The sequence below is a fragment of the Nocardia sp. NPDC020380 genome, from assembly GCF_044386975.1.
Lineage (GTDB): Bacteria > Actinomycetota > Actinomycetes > Mycobacteriales > Mycobacteriaceae > Nocardia.
This window is the reverse complement of record NZ_JBIRVQ010000020.1, coordinates 83,503-102,650: the sequence shown is the minus strand read 5'-3', so window position 1 is coordinate 102,650 and position 19,148 is coordinate 83,503. Positions and strand designations below refer to the sequence as shown.

17 protein-coding genes and 1 other RNA gene are annotated in these 19,148 nt (G+C 67.8%); 8 read left to right on the top strand and 10 right to left on the bottom strand.

What is annotated here, in order from left to right:
- Positions 1 to 17: 17 nt before the first annotated feature.
- Complete coding sequence (gene glnA / locus ACH438_RS40640; RefSeq protein ID WP_397015518.1) at positions 18 to 1,358, bottom strand: type I glutamate--ammonia ligase; 1,341 nt, start codon at positions 1,356 to 1,358, stop codon at positions 18 to 20.
- A gap of 117 nt (positions 1,359 to 1,475) precedes the next feature.
- A complete protein-coding gene (locus ACH438_RS40635; RefSeq protein ID WP_397015516.1) occupies positions 1,476 to 2,996 on the bottom strand; it encodes an alpha/beta hydrolase in 1,521 nt (506 codons plus the stop codon).
- A gap of 194 nt (positions 2,997 to 3,190) precedes the next feature.
- On the opposite strand from ACH438_RS40635, the gene ACH438_RS40630 reads away from it, so the two are divergent.
- The 5 genes from ACH438_RS40630 to ACH438_RS40610 all read left to right on the top strand — a co-directional run bounded on the left by ACH438_RS40630 (position 3,191) and on the right by ACH438_RS40610 (position 7,847).
- Positions 3,191 to 4,339: a S1C family serine protease gene (locus tag ACH438_RS40630; RefSeq protein ID WP_397015514.1), complete on the top strand. Its 1,149-nt coding sequence runs from the start codon at positions 3,191 to 3,193 to the stop codon at positions 4,337 to 4,339.
- A 128-nt stretch (positions 4,340 to 4,467) separates the two neighbouring features.
- A complete protein-coding gene (gene panB, locus ACH438_RS40625; RefSeq protein WP_397015601.1) occupies positions 4,468 to 5,322 on the top strand; it encodes a 3-methyl-2-oxobutanoate hydroxymethyltransferase in 855 nt (284 codons plus the stop codon).
- Positions 5,323 to 5,523: 201 nt separating this feature from the next.
- On the top strand, positions 5,524 to 5,991 hold the full coding sequence (locus tag ACH438_RS40620; RefSeq protein ID WP_397015512.1) for a hypothetical protein: 468 nt from the start codon (positions 5,524 to 5,526) through the stop codon (positions 5,989 to 5,991).
- The gene (pip, locus tag ACH438_RS40615; RefSeq protein WP_397015510.1) at positions 5,991 to 6,947 is read left to right on the top strand and encodes a prolyl aminopeptidase; all 957 of its coding nucleotides are present in this window, start codon (positions 5,991 to 5,993) and stop codon (positions 6,945 to 6,947) included. The genes ACH438_RS40620 and pip overlap by 1 nt, the downstream gene beginning before the upstream one ends.
- The gene (locus tag ACH438_RS40610) at positions 6,948 to 7,847 is read left to right on the top strand and encodes a CHAD domain-containing protein (protein WP_397015508.1); all 900 of its coding nucleotides are present in this window, start codon (positions 6,948 to 6,950) and stop codon (positions 7,845 to 7,847) included.
- Between the two features lie 181 nt (positions 7,848 to 8,028).
- On the opposite strand, the gene ACH438_RS40605 is transcribed toward ACH438_RS40610, so the two are convergent.
- Positions 8,029 to 8,658, bottom strand: coding sequence for a TetR/AcrR family transcriptional regulator C-terminal domain-containing protein (locus ACH438_RS40605; protein ID WP_397015506.1), 630 nt, complete (start codon positions 8,656 to 8,658; stop codon positions 8,029 to 8,031).
- An 81-nt stretch (positions 8,659 to 8,739) separates the two neighbouring features.
- Here ACH438_RS40605 and ACH438_RS40600 point away from each other — a divergent pair, with 81 nt between their 5' ends.
- Positions 8,740 to 10,149 carry a hypothetical protein gene (locus ACH438_RS40600; RefSeq protein WP_397015504.1) on the top strand — a complete coding sequence of 470 codons (1,410 nt, stop codon included), beginning with the start codon at positions 8,740 to 8,742 and terminating at the stop codon, positions 10,147 to 10,149.
- On the opposite strand, the gene ACH438_RS40595 is transcribed toward ACH438_RS40600, so the two are convergent.
- From ACH438_RS40595 to rnpB, 4 genes are all read right to left on the bottom strand, one after another.
- Positions 10,139 to 11,683 (bottom strand): RNB domain-containing ribonuclease, encoded by a 1,545-nt coding sequence (locus ACH438_RS40595; protein ID WP_397015502.1) that lies wholly within the window; start codon positions 11,681 to 11,683, stop codon positions 10,139 to 10,141. The two genes, ACH438_RS40600 and ACH438_RS40595, sit on opposite strands and share 11 nt — an antisense overlap.
- Before the next feature lie 16 nt (positions 11,684 to 11,699).
- A complete protein-coding gene (locus ACH438_RS40590; protein WP_397015500.1) occupies positions 11,700 to 11,969 on the bottom strand; it encodes a hypothetical protein in 270 nt (89 codons plus the stop codon).
- Between the two features lie 473 nt (positions 11,970 to 12,442).
- A complete protein-coding gene (locus ACH438_RS40585) occupies positions 12,443 to 13,324 on the bottom strand; it encodes a slipin family protein (RefSeq protein ID WP_397015498.1) in 882 nt (293 codons plus the stop codon).
- Positions 13,325 to 13,799: 475 nt separating this feature from the next.
- Positions 13,800 to 14,228, bottom strand: an RNA gene (gene rnpB, locus ACH438_RS40580) — RNase P RNA component class A.
- A 30-nt stretch (positions 14,229 to 14,258) separates the two neighbouring features.
- Here rnpB and ACH438_RS40575 point away from each other — a divergent pair.
- A complete protein-coding gene (locus ACH438_RS40575; protein WP_397015496.1) occupies positions 14,259 to 15,146 on the top strand; it encodes an alpha/beta hydrolase in 888 nt (295 codons plus the stop codon).
- Positions 15,147 to 15,226: 80 nt separating this feature from the next.
- Here the strand turns inward: ACH438_RS40575 and ACH438_RS40570 are convergent, their stop codons facing one another.
- A complete protein-coding gene (locus ACH438_RS40570; RefSeq protein WP_397015494.1) occupies positions 15,227 to 16,540 on the bottom strand; it encodes a bifunctional RNase H/acid phosphatase in 1,314 nt (437 codons plus the stop codon).
- A 96-nt stretch (positions 16,541 to 16,636) separates the two neighbouring features.
- Positions 16,637 to 17,374, bottom strand: a complete 738-nt coding sequence (locus ACH438_RS40565; protein WP_397015492.1) for a zinc ribbon domain-containing protein — start codon at positions 17,372 to 17,374, stop codon at positions 16,637 to 16,639.
- A gap of 205 nt (positions 17,375 to 17,579) precedes the next feature.
- Here ACH438_RS40565 and ACH438_RS40560 point away from each other — a divergent pair, with 205 nt between their 5' ends.
- Positions 17,580 to 18,020, top strand: coding sequence for an OsmC family protein (locus ACH438_RS40560; protein ID WP_397015490.1), 441 nt, complete (start codon positions 17,580 to 17,582; stop codon positions 18,018 to 18,020).
- Here the strand turns inward: ACH438_RS40560 and ACH438_RS40555 are convergent.
- On the bottom strand, positions 18,017 to 19,147 hold the full coding sequence (locus ACH438_RS40555; protein WP_397015488.1) for a Nif3-like dinuclear metal center hexameric protein: 1,131 nt from the start codon (positions 19,145 to 19,147) through the stop codon (positions 18,017 to 18,019). The genes ACH438_RS40560 and ACH438_RS40555 overlap by 4 nt on opposite strands.
- Between the last annotated feature and the right edge of the window lies 1 nt (position 19,148).

The following is a 19,148-nucleotide window of genomic DNA, read 5'->3' as shown; positions in this document are numbered from 1 at the left end:
CGGAGGGCTCGAGTGGCTTACAACCCCAGGTATTCCTTGAGCTCGTAGGGCGTGACCTGGGCGCGGTAGCCGGCCCACTCGCGGCGCTTGTTGCGCAGGAAGAAGTCGAAGACGTGCTCGCCGAGGGTTTCGGCGACCAGTTCGGACTTCTCCATGTTCTTCAGCGCCTCGTCCAGCGATGCCGGCAATTCCCGGAAACCCATGGCGCGCCGCTCGGCGGAGGTCAGCGACCACACGTCGTCCTCGGCCTCGGGCGGCAGCGTGTACCCCTTCTCGATGCCGCGCAGGCCGGCGGACAGCAGCACGGCGAAGGTCAGGTACGGGTTGCAGGCGCTGTCAGGGCTCCGGATCTCGACTCGCCGCGAGGAGGACTTGTTCGGCGTGTACATCGGAACCCGTACCAGCGCAGAGCGGTTGGACCGGCCCCAGGAGGCGGCGGTCGGGGCCTCGCCGCCGTGGATCAGTCGCTTGTAGGAGTTGACCCACTGGTTGGTGATGGCGCTGATCTCGGGCGCGTGCTCGAGGATGCCCGCGATGAACGCGCGCGCGGTCTCCGACAGATTGTCCGGATCATCCGGGTCGGCGAAGGCGTTCTGCTCACCCTCGAACAGCGACATGTGGGTGTGCATGGCCGAACCGGGGTGATCGGCGAAAGGCTTGGGCATGAAGGTGGCTCGCACGCCCTCGTCGATCGCCACCTCCTTGATGAGGTAGCGGAAGGTCATGACGTTGTCGGCCATGGACAGCGCGTCCGCGTAGCGCAGGTCGATTTCCTGCTGCCCCGGCGCGCCCTCGTGGTGCGAGAACTCCACCGAGATGCCCATGGATTCCAGGGAATCGATGGCGTGGCGGCGGAAGTTCGGGGCCTCGTCGTGCACGGCCTGGTCGAAGAAGCCGCCATTGTCGGCGGGGATCGGGCTGGAACCGTCGTAGGGTCCCGGCTTGATCAGGAAGAACTCGATCTCCGGGTGCACGTAGCAGCTGAAGCCGAGATCGGCGGCCTTGTTCAGCTGGCGCCGCAGCACGTGCCGCGGGTCCGCCCAGGACGGCGATCCGTCCGGCATGGCGATATCGCAGAACATGCGCGCGGAGTGCTGATGTCCCTTGGAGGTCGACCACGGCAGCACCTGGAAGGTGGAGGGGTCCGGCCTGGCCACCATGTCCGCTTCGGATACGCGGGCAAATCCCTCGATCGCCGAACCGTCGAAGCCGATGCCTTCTTCGAAAGCGCCCTCGAGCTCGGCGGGCGCGATGGCCACCGACTTGAGATAGCCAAGCACATCGGTGAACCAGAGCCGCACAAAACGGATATCCCGCTCTTCGAGCGTGCGGAGGACGAATTCCTTCTGACGGTCCATGTCCGCGACTGTAGGTAACCGGAGTTAAATCTGTGTTACGTGAGTGTCAGCAGGCGTGGCGAACAGATTCGGACACTGCCCGCCACGCTGTGAGACTCGCCGGGCCCGCCGCACGAGTCAGCAGGTGAGGCCCGGCGCGGGCTCTTTCAAATCAACCAGATACGAAATGACCGGATCGTCCACGCACTGCACGCCCGACAGTGACACGGTGTGCCGGGTCCCGTTGTAGGTGATCAGGTCCGCGCCCAGCTCCTGCGCCAGATCCACGCCCGCCTGATACGGGGTGGCCGGGTCCTGGGTGGTGGAGATGACCACGGTCTTGGGCAGGTTCGGGATCGAAAGCTTGTGCGGCGTGCTGGTACTGGGGACGGGCCAGAAGGCGCACAGTTCCAGCGGCGCGGCATTGCTGCCGTGCCCGTCGTCCAGGAAGGGTGCGACGCGCCGGTAGTCGGCGTCCTGCTGGGCGGCTACCGCGCGATCGGTGATGGGCGGATCGTCCACGCAGCGAATGGCATTGAAGGCGTCCTGGCTGTTGTCGTAGCTGCCGTCGTCCTTGCGGCCGTCGTACATGTCGGCCAGTGCGAGCAGGGTGTCACCGCGGCCCTGGGTCAGTTCCCGCAGGCCCTTGGTGAGCGCGGGCCAGAACTGGTTGGAGTAGAGGGTCTGCTGCACACCGGTGATGGCGTCGCCGTAGTGCAGTCCGCGCGGATCCTGGGTGGGCACCGGCTTGTCCCACAGCGGTGAGACCAGCGCCCGGAACTTCGCGGTCGCCTGCGTCGGGTCCTGGCCGAGCGGGCAGTCGGGCTTGCTCGCGCAGGAGGCGGCGTACTTGTCGAAGGCCTGCTGGAAGCTCGCGGCCTGCGCGACGGATTCCTTCACCGGATCCTGTACCGGGTCGAGGGCGCCGTCGAGCACCATGGCCCGCACCTTGTCGGGGAACTTCTCGGCGTAGGTGTAGCCGAGCCGGGTGCCGTACGAGTAGCCGAGATAGGTGAGCTTCGGATCGCCGAGGGCCGCGCGGATCACGTCCATGTCCTGCACGACTTCCCGCGTGCCGACGTGCTCGAGGAAGTCCTTGCCGGTGCGCTGCACGCATTTGCCGACGTACTGCTTGTTCTCGGTCTCCTGTCCGGCGATGCCGGCGGGCGAATTGTCCTTCGGGGGTTCGTCGCGTTCGTTGTCGTTCTCGGCGGCGGTGAGGCATTGGATCTGCGGGGTGGAGGCGCCGATGCCGCGCGGGTCGAAGCCGATGCGGTCGAAGCGTTCGGCCAGGTCGGTATTGGCGCCCAGGCCCACCATGTTCAGGCCGGGCACGCCCGGACCGCCCGGGTTGAAGAGCAGCGAGCCGACCTTCTGCCCGGTCGCCTTGATCCGTGAGATGGCGATCTGCGCGGTCTGACCGTTCGGATTGGCGTAGTCCACCGGCACTTTCACGTGCGTGCATTCGGCGCCCTGCGGCATGTCGTCGTCCGCGTAACCGGTGCAGCTCTCCCAGTTCAGTTTCTGGTTGTAGAAACTGTCGAGGGTCACGGGCGCGGTGGCCGTGGGATTACCGTCCACCACGGTGCCGCAGCCGGCCGCGGTCATCGCCAGCACCGTCGCCAAGAGCGCGGCCCGGCCGGTTCGCTTCAACGCCATGGCATCGATCGTGCCATGAGCTCCTGTGCGTTCCCGCTTCGCTACGGCGGGTTCGGGCATTCGCTGCGGCGGGTTCACGGGAGTGATGTAGATCCCGCGTCGATTGTGTGGCAGCACAGCCATTGCCCAGGCGGTTCTCAGGATGAAGGTGCTCAATGGAGTCCGGAGGTTCGAAACACTTCGAGAGGGACGTCATGACCGGGTTTGCGAATTCACCCAGCGGGTCCGCACAGCCGACGGGACCGCAGCGCCCGCGGTGGACGCGGCGCACGGTAGTGCCGGCAGCGGTGGCGCTGGCTTTTGCCGGAACATTGACTCTGGTTGCGTGCGGGCCGGTTTCGCCCCTCACCACGGGTCACCCGGTCGCGGCGCCGACCAGCGTGGGGACCCAGCCGGTGGACTTCACCACCACACCCGATCTCACCGCGGCCGTGCAGGGCGTGGTGCCCGGAATCGTCGATATCGACACCACTTTGGGCCTGCAGAACGGTGAGGCCGCGGGTACCGGGATCGTACTCAGTTCGGACGGAACCGTTCTCACCAACAATCACGTGGTCGAGGGCGCCACTCAGATCTCGGTGACCGATCTCGGCGACGGCCAGACCTATCAGGCCTCGGTCGTCGGCTACGACCGCACCGACGATCTCGCCATCATCAAACTGAGCGGGGCCTCGGGCCTGCAGACCGCGCCGCTGGGCAACTCCGACCAGGTCGCGGTCGGCGATACCGTGGTCGGCGTCGGCAATGCCGGCGGTAAGGGCACGCCCACCGCGGCGAGCGGCCGCGTCACCGCGCTCAATCAGGCGATCACCGCCAGCGACGATTCCAGCGGCAGTTCGGAGCAGCTGACCGGGCTCATCCAGGTGTCGGCCAATATTCAGCCCGGTGATTCCGGCGGCCCGCTGGTGAACAGCTCCGGCCAGGTGGTGGGCATGGATACCGCGGCGACGAAGGGCTTCCGGTTCGGCCGCGGCGGCAACCAGGGCTTCGCCATTCCGATCAACAAGGCGCAGAGCATCGCCCAGAACATCGAGAACGGTTCCGGCGGCGGCAATATCCATCTCGGCGATTCCGCGTTCCTGGGCGTCTCGGTCAGCAATGCGCAGAGCGGGCAGGGCGCGCTGGTGCAAGGCGTGGTCAACGGCGGTCCGGCCGATACGCTCGGGCTCACCCAGAATTCGGTGATCACCGCCGTGAACGGCACGAATGTCACCTCGGCGACGGATCTGACCAACACCATGGATCAGTTCCACCCCGGCGACAACGTCACCATCCACTGGGTCGACGGCTCGGGCCAGTCCCAGTCGCAGAGTGTGACCCTGGCCAAGGGCCCGGTGGGCTGAGCACGCGTTCCGGCCGGGGATGTGAGGAATCGCATCCCTGACCGGGGCCGCGGGGGTGGCAGACTGAACCTCGTCATAACAACCCGGGGACCCTGACGGGCCTCGAGGCAACGACGAAAGGGACGATGATGTCCGTATCCGATGCGGAAACCCCTGCCTACGGTTCCGCTCCCGCCGCCACGACCGCCAAGCGCAAGACGCGCGTGCAGCATCTGCAGCAGATGAAGCAGTCCGGCGAGAAGTGGTCGATGCTGACCGCGTACGACTATTCGACCGCGCGACTGTTCGAAGAAGCCGGTATCCCGGTACTCCTGGTCGGCGATTCCGCCGCCAATGTGGTCTACGGCTACGACACCACGGTGGCCATCACCGTCGACGAGCTCATTCCCCTGGTACGAGGTGTGGTGCGCGGCGCGCCCCATGCACTCGTGGTGGCGGATCTGCCGTTCGGCTCCTACGAGGTCTCGCCCGAGCAGGCGTTCGCCTCGGCGGCCCGCTTCATGAAGGAGGGCGGCGCGCACGCGGTGAAGCTGGAAGGCGGCGAACGTGTCGCCGACACCATCGCCAAGCTGACCGCCGCCGGTATTCCGGTCATGGCGCACATCGGTTTCACCCCGCAGAGCGTGAACACGCTGGGCGGGTTCCGGGTGCAGGGCCGCGGTGACGCCGGGGACCAGCTGATCGCCGACGCCATCGCCGTGCAGGAGGCCGGGGCCTTCGCCGTGGTGATGGAGATGGTGCCCGCCGAATTGGCCGGTCAGGTCAGCCGCAAGCTCACTATTCCGACGGTCGGCATCGGCGCCGGCGCGGACTGTGACGCGCAGGTGCTGGTGTGGCAGGACATGGTGGGTTACACCTCCGGCAAGACGGCCAAGTTCGTCAAGCAGTTCGCGGATGTGGGCGGCGAATTGCGTAGTGCCGCAGCCGCTTACGCGGACGAGGTGCGGCGTGGCGTGTTCCCCGGCCCGGAGCACAGCTACTGATCGGCGCTGTTCCGTAGCCGGGTTCGGCGCCCTCGCGGTCCATTCGCGGGGGCGCCTTTCCGTTCCCGGTGGCGGCGGTATCGGCGTCCCGCCATAGCGGGATCGCATGGTTCGAAGATTCGGCATGAATCCCTCAGACCCCGGCCAGGATTAGATGGCAGACTCGGAGCCAACGCAGCCGGTACTACCTGAAGGAAGTCCATGCATCGCCGTTGGAAGAGCAGTAGCTGGAGCAAGCGCCTACCGCTGGCCGCCGCCGTCACGGCGGTCGTCGCGCTGGTCGCGGCCTGCGGGGGCAACAGCCCGAGCGGGTCCAGCCAAGGTTCCTCGACGCCGCAGACCAGTTCGTCCGCGCCCACCACCTCGTCCGGTGTGCAGACCGGGACGCCCGGCACGCCGTTGCAGGTGTCGGACGCGGTCGCGCAGCAGTTGTGCGATCTGATCAAGCCGCAGTTGTCGGACTGGCGGGTGCAGGGTCCGACGCTGGGCAAGATCTCACTGAACGCGTCGGTGCACGAGTGGGGACTGCGCAACGGCGGCATCAATATCCAGATCCTCAATGACAAAGAGGTGGTGGACCGGGTCATGACGAAGCAGTGCCCGGATACCCACACGCAGGCCCTGCAGGCGCTCGAACTGCAGACCCTCGCCTCGGGACTGGCGTTCTGATGCGCACCCTGTACCCGCCGATCGAGCCCTACGACCAGGGATTGCTGGATGTCGGTGACGGCCAGCAGATCCACTGGGAGGTCAGCGGCAATCCCGACGGCAAGCCGGTGGTGTTCCTGCACGGCGGTCCCGGTGGCGGCACGGCGCCGTTCCATCGGCAGTTCTTCGATCCGGAGGCGTACCGGATCGTGCTGCTCGATCAGCGGGGTTGCGGGCGTTCGGTGCCGCACATCGCGGACGGCGCGAGCCTGGAGCACAACACCACCTGGCATCTGGTGCGCGATATCGAAGCGCTGCGAACGCATCTCGGCGTCGAGCGCTGGCAGGTGTTCGGCGGTTCGTGGGGTTCCACGCTGGCGCTGACCTACGCGCAGACGCATCCGGACCGGGTGACCGAGCTGGTGCTGCGCGGGATATTCCTGCTGCGCCGCAAGGAAATCGATTGGTACTACAATGGTTCCGCGGGGTACGTGTACCCCGACGAGTGGGAGAAGTTCCTGGCGCCGGTGCCGGAATCCGATCGTAGTGGCGATCTGGTCGAGGTTTATCACCGTCTGCTGCACTCCCCCGACGCTCAGCTCGCCACCGACGCGGCCGTCGCGTGGTCAACCTGGGAGGGCGCCACGAGTTCCCTGCTGCCCCAACCCGATCGGGTCGCCGAAACCGCCGATCCGCGATTCGCGCTGGCCTTCGCCCGCATCGAGAACCATTACTTCGTGAATCACGGATTCCTGGACGACGGGCAGCTGCTGCGGGATATCGACCGCATCGCCCATATTCCCGGCGTGATCGTGCAGGGCCGCCACGACATCGTGTGCCCGGCGGTCAGCGCCTGGGATCTGCACCAGGCCTGGCCGAATTCGGAGCTGCACATGGTGCCCGATGCCGGGCACGCGGCCGCCGAGCCAGGCATCACCCATCATCTGGTGGAAGCCACGGACAAGTACAGGACGTAGATGAGTACCACAGCCGGTCCCGCCTTAGTCGCCGCCATCGCCGCCGACGTGGACCGGCTGTGTTCCGCGGAACCCGATGTGCGCCAGGATCTTCCGGATTCGGTGCACCGCATGCGGGTCGCCACCCGGCGACTACGCAGCGTGCTGCGCTCGTATCGCCGGATCATGCAGCGGAAGCCGATCGGGGAGATCACCGACGAATTGCGCTGGCTGGCAGGACTGCTCGGGGTCGCCCGGGATGCCGAGGTGCGGGCCGACCGGTTCGAGGCGCTGCTGTGCGAGAAGCCCGCCTCCTTCGACGAGAAGACCGTGCCGCTGGGTGAGAAGTCCGCTCCCCGACCGGATTTCGGCGCGCGACTGGTGGCGGACGAGCGCCGCTTCTACGCGGGCGCGCACGCGGCCGTGGTGGACGCCTTCGACAATCGCCGCTACCGCGCCCTCACCGACCGGCTGCACGGCATGATCGCGCAGCCGCCGCTCCGCGGCGCGCACGCCGACGAGCCCGCCCGCGAGGTCTTCGCCACCGTCCTCAAACACGATCTCCGCGACCTGCGCCGCCTGGTCCGCATGGAACCGGCGCTCTCCGAGGAGGACCGCGTCGAGCATCTGCACGACATCCGCAAGGCCGCCAAGCGACTCCGCTACTCCGCCGAGGCCGCCGCCGACGTCCTCGGCGATCCGGCCACCGACCTGGCCCGCAATGCCAAACGCCTGCAAACCGTATTGGGCGACCACCGCGACGCCATCGAGGCCCTCCAAACCCTCCGCACGCACGCCGCCGACGCCGGCGAATCCGGTTACCAGCGCCTCTGCGACGCCGAGGAAGCCGCCGCCGCCAAGACCCTCGAGCAATACCCCGACGCCATCGAATTCCTCCGCCACCGCCCCCAATTAACCTAGCGCTGCAACAGCATTCGGGTAATAACGAACGCAGACAGCGCCGGAGCTTGCCGGATATGCGAGGGCGATCCCAGCACGGCCGGCGTCCCGCCGCGGCGGAGCGAGTGCCGGCGCGCCGCACGATGAGCGCCCGGCGACATCCGATGGCCGCCGTGGCGCCTCCCGTGAGCGTCGACATCCGTCACAGGGAGTTCGGCGCGGCTGCCAACTCGGCGCGCATACCTTCGATCAGCCAGTGCAGGCCGTGTTCGAAGGCGGCGTCGGCTTCCACGGCGGCGTCGGCGATGGTGGCGAAACCGGAGTGCGCGCCGATCTTCTCCAGTACGGCGGGGTCCAGGGCGATGTTCGCGCGCTGTTGCTCCGAGGCGGCGATGCCGATCGCGTAGCCGGACACTGCCGAGAAGGCGCGGCCTGCGGCTTCGGCGGTGAAGCCGTCGGCGGTGAGGAGCTGGATCAGGGTGTCCAGGTAGGCGAGCTGGTCGGCGGCGGTCGGGCGGGAACGGAACATGAGGACCGCGCCGTCGCGGTGGGTGCGGACGGCTCGGCGCTGGGTGCGGGCCAGGAAGATGAGCCATTCGTCCCAGCGCTGTTGATGCGGGGCGTCGGCGAGGTTGAGGGCGTCGGCGATGATCACGCGCGCCATCTCGTCGAGCAGCTCCTGCTTGTTCACGAAGTGGTAGTAGAGCGCCGAGGGGTGGACGCCGAGATCCTTGGCGACGCGGCGCAGTGACAAGGCCTCCAGCCCGACCTCGTCGAGTTGCGTGAGTGCGACGCGGACTATGGCGTCGCGGTCGAGTCCTGCGGCGGGCATCGAACCCTCTTCCCTACTAGACGGTGTTCAGCTAGCGTACTAGACAGTGTTCACTGAACACTGTCTAGTAAAGGGGTACTTATGAATAACGTCGATATTCCCGCGGGGATCCGGTTCGGCGTGGTGCGCGGCATCAGCTACGGCCTCTTCGGTCCACCCGACCCGATCGCCGAACCCGTCCGCGAGCTAGGCGCGGGCGTGCTCCGCTGCTACCTGTACTGGTCGCAGCTGGAACCCGAACGCGGCCACTACGTCTGGGATGCCCTCGACACCCTGCTCGCGGAATTCCCTGGTGACGAAGAAATCTGGATCACCGTCTCCTCCGCCTCCTGGTGGGGCACCCGCCGCGCCACCGACATGCTGCCGCCCTCCCCCGCGCTCGATCCCGAGGTGTTCGGCGAGTTCGTGCGCCGGCTGGTCGCGCGCGGCCGCGGCCGGGTCACGTACTGGCAGTGCGACAACGAACCGTCCATACCGATCCTGTGGGCCGGCACCGCGGCCGAATATGCCGCGCAGCTGAAGGTTTTCGCGGCCGCGGTGCGCGAATCCGATCCGTCGGCGCTGGTGGTCATGGGCGGGCAGCCGCCCGGCGGGCCCGAGACCGGCGTCTTCGAGCACCTCGCCGAGCACTGCCGCGACGACTTCGACGTGTTCGACGTCCACCTGTATGGCAATCCGTACGAGATCCCGGATCGCATCGCGGCCGCCCGCGCGCTGATGGCCGCGCACGGCTACCAGAAACCGGTGGTGGCAGGCGAATACAACGGACCGCTGGTGGTGCAGTATCCGGATGTGTTCGCCGAATTCGGACCGGTGCTGAGTCAGGTCACCGCCACCATGGCGGACGGCGGCGACACCTGGATCGCGAGCACCAAGGAGGCCGGCAAGCCGACTCCCGAACACGATGCGATGGTCGCGCTCTACGCACGTATGCCGGAGCTCTCACCGCAGTTGCAGATGTTCCTCGCCGATTGTCCCGAGGAGTACGAGCAGCTCCGGCATCGGGAGAACTGCCGGGAGATCGTGCAGCGCAATGTCCTCGCCCTCGCGTCCGGGGTGCGCCGCACCCTGTGCTGGAATCTGGCGCCCGAGACCGCCGACCTGGATTATCGGTACGCGATCATGCATCTGATGTTCGACAAGTTCAAACTCATGGACTACGCGAACGGCGCCATCTCGCACCGCTATCCGGCCGCCGACACCCTCGCCCTCACCGCGGGCCTCCTGCACGACGCCCACGAGATCACCCGCCGCGAACTACCGGATCGGCCGGACCTGTACGTCTTCGACATCACCCGCGACCGCGGACCGCTCGTCGTGGCCTGGGCCCGCAATGCGGACGAGTTCGCCGCCCCAGTCGATTACGACCACCCCTGGCCCGCCGCGACAGCACACGCGGTGGACGCCTACGGCAGGCCGGTAGCCGTCACGGTACGCAACGGCCGGGTGCACATCCCGGTCTCCCCCGTCCCGGTCCTGCTCACCGCCTGACCTCACCCTGCTCATCCCCGGTCTCGGCCGCGTAGACGAAAGTGACTGTGCGGCTGGCCGGGTCGGCCTCGGCGAGGCGGACCCGGACCTGTTTGTCTTCCGGTGGGGAGCCGAGGCATTTCGCCAGCACGGGCGGGGTGGGGATGAAGATCTCGGCGGGGCGGGTGTGGTTGGCCTCGCGCAGCACGGTGGCGTCGAAGTCGGTGCCGACGCGCGGCGCGAGGATGGTGGCTTCGGTCAGGTCGATGCAGGCGCGTTCCAGTTTGGCGGAGATGGCGTCGGTGCGGCGCATGGCCTCGGCAGCCGCCTTCAGGCCGTCGCGGACCCATTGCGGGACTTCGGTTCCGGCGCAGTGGGCCAGGCAGATCTCGGTGGCGTAGCGGTCGGCCAGCCGGCGCAGCGGGGCGGTCACGTGCGCGTAGGGCGCCCCGATCGCGCTGTGCTGCACGCTGTCCGGCGTCTGACCGTTCAGCACGGTGTAGGAGGCGCCGCGCAGCAGGCTCGTCGCCTCGGACATGAGCACCAGCGCGGTGGGCGTATTGGGGTCCAGCCCGGCCAGCATCCGCCCCGCGGACTCGTCGGCGGGCCAGACGACTCCCAGCGCGGCGGCGGTGCGCCGCATGGACTCGACGGCCCCGGCGGGCGCGGGCGGCATGGTCCGCAGCAGGCCGGGATATTCCGGATCACCGTTCGCCGCAGCCGCTTCCGCGGGGATTCCGGCGGGGGCTGCGGTGGTTTTGCTCGCGGCCGCGGAGTTATGGACATCGAGCATTATTCGGGCCGCGCACATTCCGGTGAGGAGCGAAACCTGCTCATTCCAGTCGTCCACCGCGGTGCGTGGTTCGACCACCAATTGCCAATGGCTGATTCCGGTTTGCTCGCTGTCATCGCGCACCACGCTCTGGGCGGGCAGGCGCAGATTTATTGCGCCGCGGCGCAGACCGGCCTCGATGCGCAAGCGGCCGAATTCGGGAAGGGCGGCGATAGCGGGAGGCAATCGATTCGCGTCGGCGTCGGCTTGCACTCCGGCGTAATCCAGGCGGGCTCGTGAGCGCACCAATGCCCGCGTCACCGAGCAGCGCACGGGCTCGGCGAGTTCATCGCATTCGATGGTCCAGAGGGCGGCGGGCCGGTCCTGATCCGGGAGCAGGCTGGCGCGATCCTCGGACAGCACCTGCGGGTGCAACGGAATGAGTCCGTCGGGGAGATAGAGGGTCTGGCCGCGGGCCAGGGATTCGCGATCGAGGGGCCCGCCGGGAACGACCACGGCGGCCACGTCTGCGATGGCGTAGTAGAGCAGGAAACCGGTCGGAGTGCGCTCCACGCACAGCGCCTGGTCCAGATCCATGGAACCCGGCGGATCGATCGTGACCAGCGGAATCTCGCGGCGATCGACCCGGTCGCCCGCGAACGCGTCGACCGCGTCGCGGGCTTCCGAGACGGCCTCGGACGGGTAGCCCGAGGCCAATCCGAATTCGGTTCGGACAGCACCGAAATCGACCGGCGCCGAGACGATCCGCTGGTGCAGTTCCACTGCGGTGCGCTGTCCCTTACTTGAGGGCGAGCATGGTGCCGTTCAACTGATCGAACGGGCCATAGACGGTGAACACGACACGACCGTTCGGATACTGCGACGACAATGCCGCGGCAGAATCCAGCGACTCCCCGAAGGACGCCGCCGAGGGGTGGGGCAGGCCCGCGATAGCCTGACCGATGTGGGAGTTCGCCACCCACTGCGTATCCGCCGGGGTGAGATCGACCTCGACCCCGCCCGGCACCGGAGTCACCGCGAACGCCGAAGCGTTTCCGGCACCCAGCACCAACGAAACGGAAGCGGCAGCAGCAAGGAGCGCACCTGCTGCCAGTTTGCGAGCAATTCGCATTTAGACGAGACCTGCTTTCCGACGTTTGTCGAGCCCTTCGCCCGTTGCGATCGCAACGGATCTTTCCAACGCGCAACACTTTATGACGCCGATCACGTTCGGGGCCAGTTCCGGGCGGATCACCCTGCTCGACACGCCGAGCCGCGCCGATAGCGCCATGTGGCGCGTCGCCATTCTCTTCCATGCCGGCTCGTCGAGCAACAGTCTTGCCCACGGGCTTTCGAGAGCGAACTCGACAGGTTTGAAAGGAAGGAAGCGTCGGTCACGTCGCTCCCTTCCCGGTCGATCCTCGGGCGCTATTTACTGCGCAGGCCCTCCGGATACTTGGCGCTGAAGGCCTTGAACGCGTAGGCGATACCGAACAACACCACGATGGCCGCCGGCTGGACTAAACCCGCCATGGTCTTACCTCATTCTTCATCAGGTTGTGCCTCGGGCAGTTCCGCCGTCGGCTGCGTGACCTGCTCGAGCGCGGCCACGTCGTCGTCCCCGGTGTCGGGGGTTTCAGGCCCGGCGTGGTCCGCCGCGGCGGGCGTCGCGCGTTCCAGGAAACGCAGCAGCTCCACCGGGAAGGGCAGCACCAGGGTCGAATTCTTCTCCGCGGCAACCTGAACGACGGTCTCCAGGAAGCGCAGCTGCAGGGCGGCGGGCGCGTGCGACATATTGGACGCGGCCTCGGCCAGTTTCTTCGAGGCCTGCAGTTCGCCCTCGGCGGAGATGATGCGGGCGCGGCGTTCGCGCTCGGCCTCGGCCTGCCGCGACATGGAACGTTTCATCGAATCCGGTAGTGCCACATCCTTGATCTCCACGCGATCGATGTGCACGCCCCACCCGAGCGCCGGATTGTCGATCATGATTTCCAGCCCCCGATTGAGCTGTTCGCGATTCGACAGCAGATCGTCCAGCTCGCTCTTCCCGATGATGGACCGCAACGAAGTCTGCGCCACCTGCGCGATGGCGAACAGATAGTCCTGCACCTCGACGATCGCCCGCTGCGGATCGATCACCCGGAAGTACACGACCGCATCGACCCGGACGGTCACATTGTCCCGGGTGATCCCCTCCTGCGCGGGCACCGGCATGGTCACCACCTGCATGGAAACCTTGCGCATCTTGTCCACCCCCGGAATGAGCATCCGCATCCCCGGTTCCCGCACGGCCCGCACCCGCCCCAACCGGAAAACGACACCCTTCTCGAACTGCGTGACCACCCGAACCCCCGAGGCAGCCACCAATCCCGCCAGGACGACCAACGCCCCCAGCCAAGCGATGATCAAATACAGAACATCCATGGTTCGCTCCGCGAAAATACAACCGCGCCAGCGGAAATCCGCCGGTGTGACATCCATCATGTCACCGAAAGATCGCCACCGCGACGAGAAACCCAACCCCCGCGGTCGACGGACCGCGGAGGTTCAGCGCGAGAGTTTCCGGGGCTCATCCCCGCCCGGTTGCCTTGGGGTTTCAGTGGTTATCCCTGGGCGTCAGCCCCAGCATCGGGGGGTTTCAGGGGCTGCCTCTTAGAGGCTCCACCCCACACCGACCGGGGGGCTTGCCACTGGGCCGATCGGGGTCTCGGGGTGCATGCCACTGAGAGGCTCGACCCCCATTCCTACCGGGGTCTCGGGGGGTGCCTCTGAGCGGCTCCACCCCATTCCTACCGGGGACTCGGGGGCGTGCCTCTGAGCGGCTCCACCCCATTCCTACCGGGGTTTCAGGGGTTTACCCCTGAGAGCTACGAGAGTTGTCTCAACTCTCGTTTTTGGGCGGACGAGTCGGTCTGTAAGCCGGATCCTGTCCCCAGCGCGAACGCCGGGTGGCGACCATCCATCTGGACACACCGTTGCCGGGTGCCTCGAGCGGTCCACCCGCAGGCTCGGGCGAGCAGCCCTCGAACGCCTGCGCAGCCGCACTCTTGCGAGTCCGGCCTTCGACCTTGCTCCGGGCGGGGTTTACCTAGCCGTGCCGGTCACCCGGCGCGCTGGTGCGCTCTTACCGCACCGTTTCACCCTTACCGGCGGTGCGCTTCTCGCGAAGCGCGGCCCGCCGGCGGTCTGTTCTCTGTGGCACTGTCCCGCGGGTTACCCCGGGTTGCCGTTAGCAACCGCCCTGCTCTCCGGAGTCCGGACTTTCCTCGGCGAGGGGCAGCGGCACAAGCGTGCCCGTTCCTCTCGCCGCGGCCGCCCGACCGACTCGTCCGCGGGCACCAAGGTACCGTAGTGCGCCATGGAGCGTGTGGAGGTGGGGTTCTCTTCGGGTGGCGACCAGTGTGCTGGTTGGCTGTATCTCCCCGATGGACCGCCGAGGCCGCGACCGCTCGTGGTCATGGGGCACGGGCTGGGGGCGGACCGTGAGATGGGTTTGGACCGGTATGCGCGGCGCTTCGCGTCGGCGGGCATGGCGGCGCTGGCCTTCGACTATCGGCATTTCGGCGCCAGCGAGGGTGAGCCCCGGCAGGTGATCAATATCGGCCGGCAGCGCGCCGACTGGCATGCGGCGATCGCGTTCGCGCGCACCATCCGCGGCATCGACGCGACCCGAATCGCGCTGTGGGGCAGTTCCTTCGGCGGCGGGCACGTGCTGTCGGTGGCGCCGGACGACCACTACATCGCCGCGGTGGTGGCGCAGTGCCCGTTCACGAGTGGCTGGTCCTCGGCCATGGCGAAGGGCCCGCTGAGCCTGATCAAGACCGGCACCATGGCGCTCACCGATCAGATCCTCGGCCCGGTGATCCGCCGCCCGATCCGCGCGCGCCTGGCCGGCAAGAAGCACTCGGCCGCTTTGATGAGCGCCCCCGATGTCCCGGAGGGTTACGGCCGCCTCGCCGAGGAGAGCGCCCACTACCGTCCGAAAGTCCCCGCCAGAATCGGCATGTCGACCTTGTTCGACAATCCGGCCCGCCGCGTCAAGGACATCAAGGCGCCTGTCCTGTACGCGGTCTGCGACAACGACACGGTAGCCCCCGCCGGCCCCACCCTGAAGGCCGCCGAACGCACCAAGCACGCCGTCGTGAAGCGTTACCCCATAGGCCATTTCGACATCTACTTCGACGACTGGTTCGAGAAGGCCGTCTACGACCAGACGGAGTTCCTCATGGCGGTCCTCCGCCCCTGATCTGCACGAGCGGGCACTGGTGTCGGCGACACGCCGTAGCGCACCACCACCGGTGCCCTCTCGAACGTCTTCGAACGGGATCAGAGGTACGAGGTGTCGTTCACCAGGCGGACGGACGAGCCGCCGTCGGGGTAGAACTCGGCGATGGACAGTGATGCCAGGTCGAGGTGCAGGCGGTACAGCAGTGAGGGCCCCACTCCGAGCGCCAACTGCAGGATTGTCTTGATCGGCGTGACGTGGCTGACCACAAGCACATTCGCGCCCGGATACAACGCCACCAGGTCCCGCCGCACCCCTTCGATGCGTTCGCGCACCTGATCGAAGCTCTCCCCGCCCGGCGCCGGCACCGCCGGATCCCCCAGCCACTGCGCATGCAACTCCGGATCGCGTTCCCGCGCCTCGGTGAAGGTCATCCCTTCCCACGCACCGAAATCCGTCTCGATGAGCCCGTCGAGCACCCGCACGGGCACCCCCAGCGCCCGCCCCGCCGCCTCCGCGGTCTCCCGGGCCCGCCCCAACGGCGACGACACGATAGCCGCGATCCCACCCTTGACCGCAAGCCTTTCCGCCGCCCGAGCCGCCTGCTCCCGCCCCAACTCGGTCAGCGCCGGATTCCCGCGCCCCGAATACCGCCGCTCCACCGACAATTCCGTCTGCCCGTGCCGTAGCAACAAGAGCCGCGTAGGCCGCCCGACCGCCCCGGTCCATCCGGGCGCTCCCGCCCCGGCCGTGGTGGCATCACCGGTCACGGTCCGCGAGGCCGAGTCATCGCCCAGGGAAACGGATTCCGCCATGCTCCCGGTGTCCGCCGGCGTGGGGGCGCTCTCCTCGGCATCCGCGATGCGGGCGGTGGGCGCTTCCTCCGAGAGGGAGCGGGAGGCTGAATCGTCTGTCAGGGAGACGGATTCCGCCATGCCGCCGGTCTCGGTGGTCCGGGTGGTGGTGGCCTCTTCGGCGAGGGCGGTGCGGACTTCGGCGACGGTGTGGGCGTCGTCCATGGCCTCGTTGGCCAGGCGGTCGGCGTGTTTGTTTTCTTTGCGGGGGATCCAGGTGAAGGTGACGCGGTCGAAGCCGGCGACGAGGCGGCGGGCGCGGTCGGCGAGGGGAATCATGGCCTCGTGCTTGACTTTCCAGCGGCCGGACATCTGCTCGACGACGAGTTTGGAGTCCATGCGGACGTCGACGCGGCGGGCGCCGAGTTCGGCGGCGGCTTCCAGTCCCGCGATGAGGCCGCGGTATTCGGCGACATTGTTGGTGGTCTTGCCGAGGAATTCCTTGCGCTCGGCGAGTACCTGCGCGTGGTCGGCTGCGAATACCACCGCGCCGTAGCCCGCGGGTCCGGGATTGCCCCGGGATCCGCCGTCGGCTTCGACGATCACGGCCTCGGTCACCACTGTTCCTCCATGCCAGTCTCGGTTCGGCTTCGAAGCCCGGTCGCGCCGCGGCAGAAGGGCCGCCGCGCGCCGGCTGTCAGGGCGCGCGGCGGGCTGTCACAGCCCGGATTGCTTGGTGCGCACCAGGATCGCGTTGCATTCGGGACAGCGGACGACGACGTCGGGCGCGGTCCGGGTGATGCGGGAGATCTCCCCGCGATCGAGTTCGATGCGGCAGGCGCCGCAGCGGCGGGCCTGGAGCAGGGCGGCGCCGACACCGAAGCCGGCGCGCTGCTTCTCGTAGGCGGCGAGCAGGTCGGCGGGGAAACCGCCGCTCAAGGCCGCGCGATCGGATTCGCAGCGCTGCTGGGCGACCTTCAGGTCGGCGAGCGCGTCGTCGCGGCGGCGTTCGGCGTCGACCAGTTCCTGTTCGGCCTGGTCGAGATTGGCGCCGGCGTGATCATGGTTGCCGGAGGCGGCCTCGCGGCGCTCCATGACCTCGATCAGTTCGTCTTCGAGGACGGTGCGGCGACGTTCCAGACTGCCCAGTTCGTGCTGCAGTTCGGAGAGCTGCTTGGCATTGACCGAGCCGGCGGTGAGCAGGCCGCGGTCGCGTTCCTCCCGCTTGCGGACGGCTTCGACCTCGCCCTCGAGTTTGCGGATGTCGCGGTCCAGGTCGTCGATAGTGATCTCGACCTTCACCGCCGCGTCCTTGCGAGTGGTGCGTTCGGCCTCGAGCCGCTGCACTTCCTGTTCTTCAGGAAGCACCTTGCGGCGATGTTCGATCCGGGTCAGCTCGGCGTCGACGGCGGCGAGGTCGAGCAGCTTGGACTGGATCGATGGTTCGGCATTCAACGCGAAAGGTCTCCTGGACGCTATGGACGATTCAAGACTCCTACCCTACTGTGTTTTTTTGCCCCTCCGCTTCGCTCCGGGGCGGGTTCGCGGCCCTAAGTCTCGATTCTTCCCTCCCTCCGCTCCTCCGCTGCGCTCCCCCGCTCCACTCAGTCCAGAATCGAGCCGACCGCGAACCACCACAGTGGTGTGTCAGAGTGAACATATGGCTGAGCATGCGTATGAGGTCGAGACGACGTGGTCGGGCGCGACCACCGATTACCGGTCCTACTCTCGCAATCACGAGCTGCTGACCGCGGGGCGGCCGCCGATTCTCGCTACCGCCGACCCGAAGTTCCGTGGTGACAGGGATCGGTGGAATCCGGAACAGCTGCTGGTCGCGTCGCTCTCCGATTGCCACATGCTCTGGTATCTGCACCTGTGCGCGGAGGCCGGTGTGGTGGTCACCGGCTATCACGACCGGGCGGTGGGTGTGATGGACAGCGAGCGATTCCTGGAGGTCACCCTGCGGCCCGAGGTGACCGTCACCGAGCCCGGCATGATCGAGGCGGCCGAACGCCTGCATCACGACGCGCATGCGAAATGCTTCATCGCGAACTCGGTGAACTTCCCGGTCACGCACGAGCCGAAGATCGTCACCGGCTAGCAGTCGGCGGCGCCGATCGTCCAAGGGTCGGTGCGGTTCTCGGAGACCCGGGTTTCCAGGCTCGGATGCGCCTTGCCGACAATGCCCTGTGCCTGTGCGCACCAAGGGAATTCGGTGGCCCAGTGCGCGGCGTCGATCAGGGCGGGCCCGCCGGCGCGCAGATGCTCGTCGGCGGGGTGATGCCGCAGGTCCGAGGTGACGTAGGCGTCCACGCAGAGCCGCGCGACCTTGCCGAGGAAGGAATCGCCCGCACCGCCGCACACCGCGACCCGGCGGATGATCCGATCCGGGTCACCGGCGGCGCGCACACCCCAGGTGGTGGCGGGCAGTCCGGCACGGACGCGAGCGGTGAACTCGCGCAAGGTTTCCGGGACGGCCAGCTCGCCGATGCGGCCGATGCCGAGCGAGGACGGCAGGGCGGCCCGCTCCGTCACGTGATAGGCCGGTTCCTCGTAGGGATGCGCGGCCCGCAATGCCCGCAGTACGGCCGTCCGCCGTGATGGCGGGGCGACGACCTCGATGCGGTCCTCGTCCACGGTGTGCAGTTCGCCGATCGCGCCCAGCGCCGGGTTCGCGCCGTCGAGGGGCCGGAATTGGCTGGTGCCCGCCACCTTCCAGGCCGCGTCGTCGTAGTGCCCGCCGGCGCCCGCGCCCGCGTCGAAGAGGGCGGCGAGCACCTTCTCGGTGTCGCCGCGCGGGACCTGCACCACCCAGGCATCCACGGCCGTAGCCGGTTTCGGATCCAGCGGCCCGGTCACCGTCAGCCCGATGGCCTGTGCGAGCGCGTCCGAGACGCCGGGATCGGCGGAGTCGGCGTTGGTGTGCGCGGTGAACAGCGCACATCCCGAGCGGATGAGCCGGTGCAGCAGCGCGCCTTTCGGAGTGTCCGCGGCCACGGTGTCGACCCCGCGCAGCAGCAGCGGGTGATGCACCACCAGTGCCTGTGCGCCCCAGGCGATGGCCTCGGCGACGACGGCTGCGGTGGCGTCCACGGCGAACAGCACGCGTGATACCGGTTCGGCGGGATCGCCGCACACCAAGCCGACCGAGTCCCATGATTCGGCCAGTCGCGGCGGATAGGCCGCATCCAGCGTCGCCATGAGATCCGCGAGTCGCACTGCCGTCACC

Excerpts from the sequence above, each read along its gene's own strand:
- ACH438_RS40620 (WP_397015512.1), top strand. The coding sequence starts at position 5,524 with ATGCATCGCCGTTGGAAGAGCAGTAGCTGGAGCAAGCGCCTACCGCTG.
- ACH438_RS40605 (WP_397015506.1), bottom strand. The coding sequence starts at position 8,658 with ATGCCCGCCGCAGGACTCGACCGCGACGCCATAGTCCGCGTCGCACTC.
- ACH438_RS40560 (WP_397015490.1), top strand. The coding sequence starts at position 17,580 with ATGGCTGAGCATGCGTATGAGGTCGAGACGACGTGGTCGGGCGCGACC.
- ACH438_RS40635 (WP_397015516.1), bottom strand. The coding sequence starts at position 2,996 with ATGGCGTTGAAGCGAACCGGCCGGGCCGCGCTCTTGGCGACGGTGCTG.
- ACH438_RS40585 (WP_397015498.1), bottom strand. The coding sequence starts at position 13,324 with ATGGATGTTCTGTATTTGATCATCGCTTGGCTGGGGGCGTTGGTCGTC.
- pip (WP_397015510.1), top strand. The coding sequence starts at position 5,991 with ATGCGCACCCTGTACCCGCCGATCGAGCCCTACGACCAGGGATTGCTG.
- panB (WP_397015601.1), top strand. The coding sequence starts at position 4,468 with ATGTCCGTATCCGATGCGGAAACCCCTGCCTACGGTTCCGCTCCCGCC.
- ACH438_RS40600 (WP_397015504.1), top strand. The coding sequence starts at position 8,740 with ATGAATAACGTCGATATTCCCGCGGGGATCCGGTTCGGCGTGGTGCGC.
- ACH438_RS40610 (WP_397015508.1), top strand. The coding sequence starts at position 6,948 with ATGAGTACCACAGCCGGTCCCGCCTTAGTCGCCGCCATCGCCGCCGAC.
- ACH438_RS40575 (WP_397015496.1), top strand. The coding sequence starts at position 14,259 with ATGGAGCGTGTGGAGGTGGGGTTCTCTTCGGGTGGCGACCAGTGTGCT.
- glnA (WP_397015518.1), bottom strand. The coding sequence starts at position 1,358 with ATGGACCGTCAGAAGGAATTCGTCCTCCGCACGCTCGAAGAGCGGGAT.
- ACH438_RS40630 (WP_397015514.1), top strand. The coding sequence starts at position 3,191 with ATGACCGGGTTTGCGAATTCACCCAGCGGGTCCGCACAGCCGACGGGA.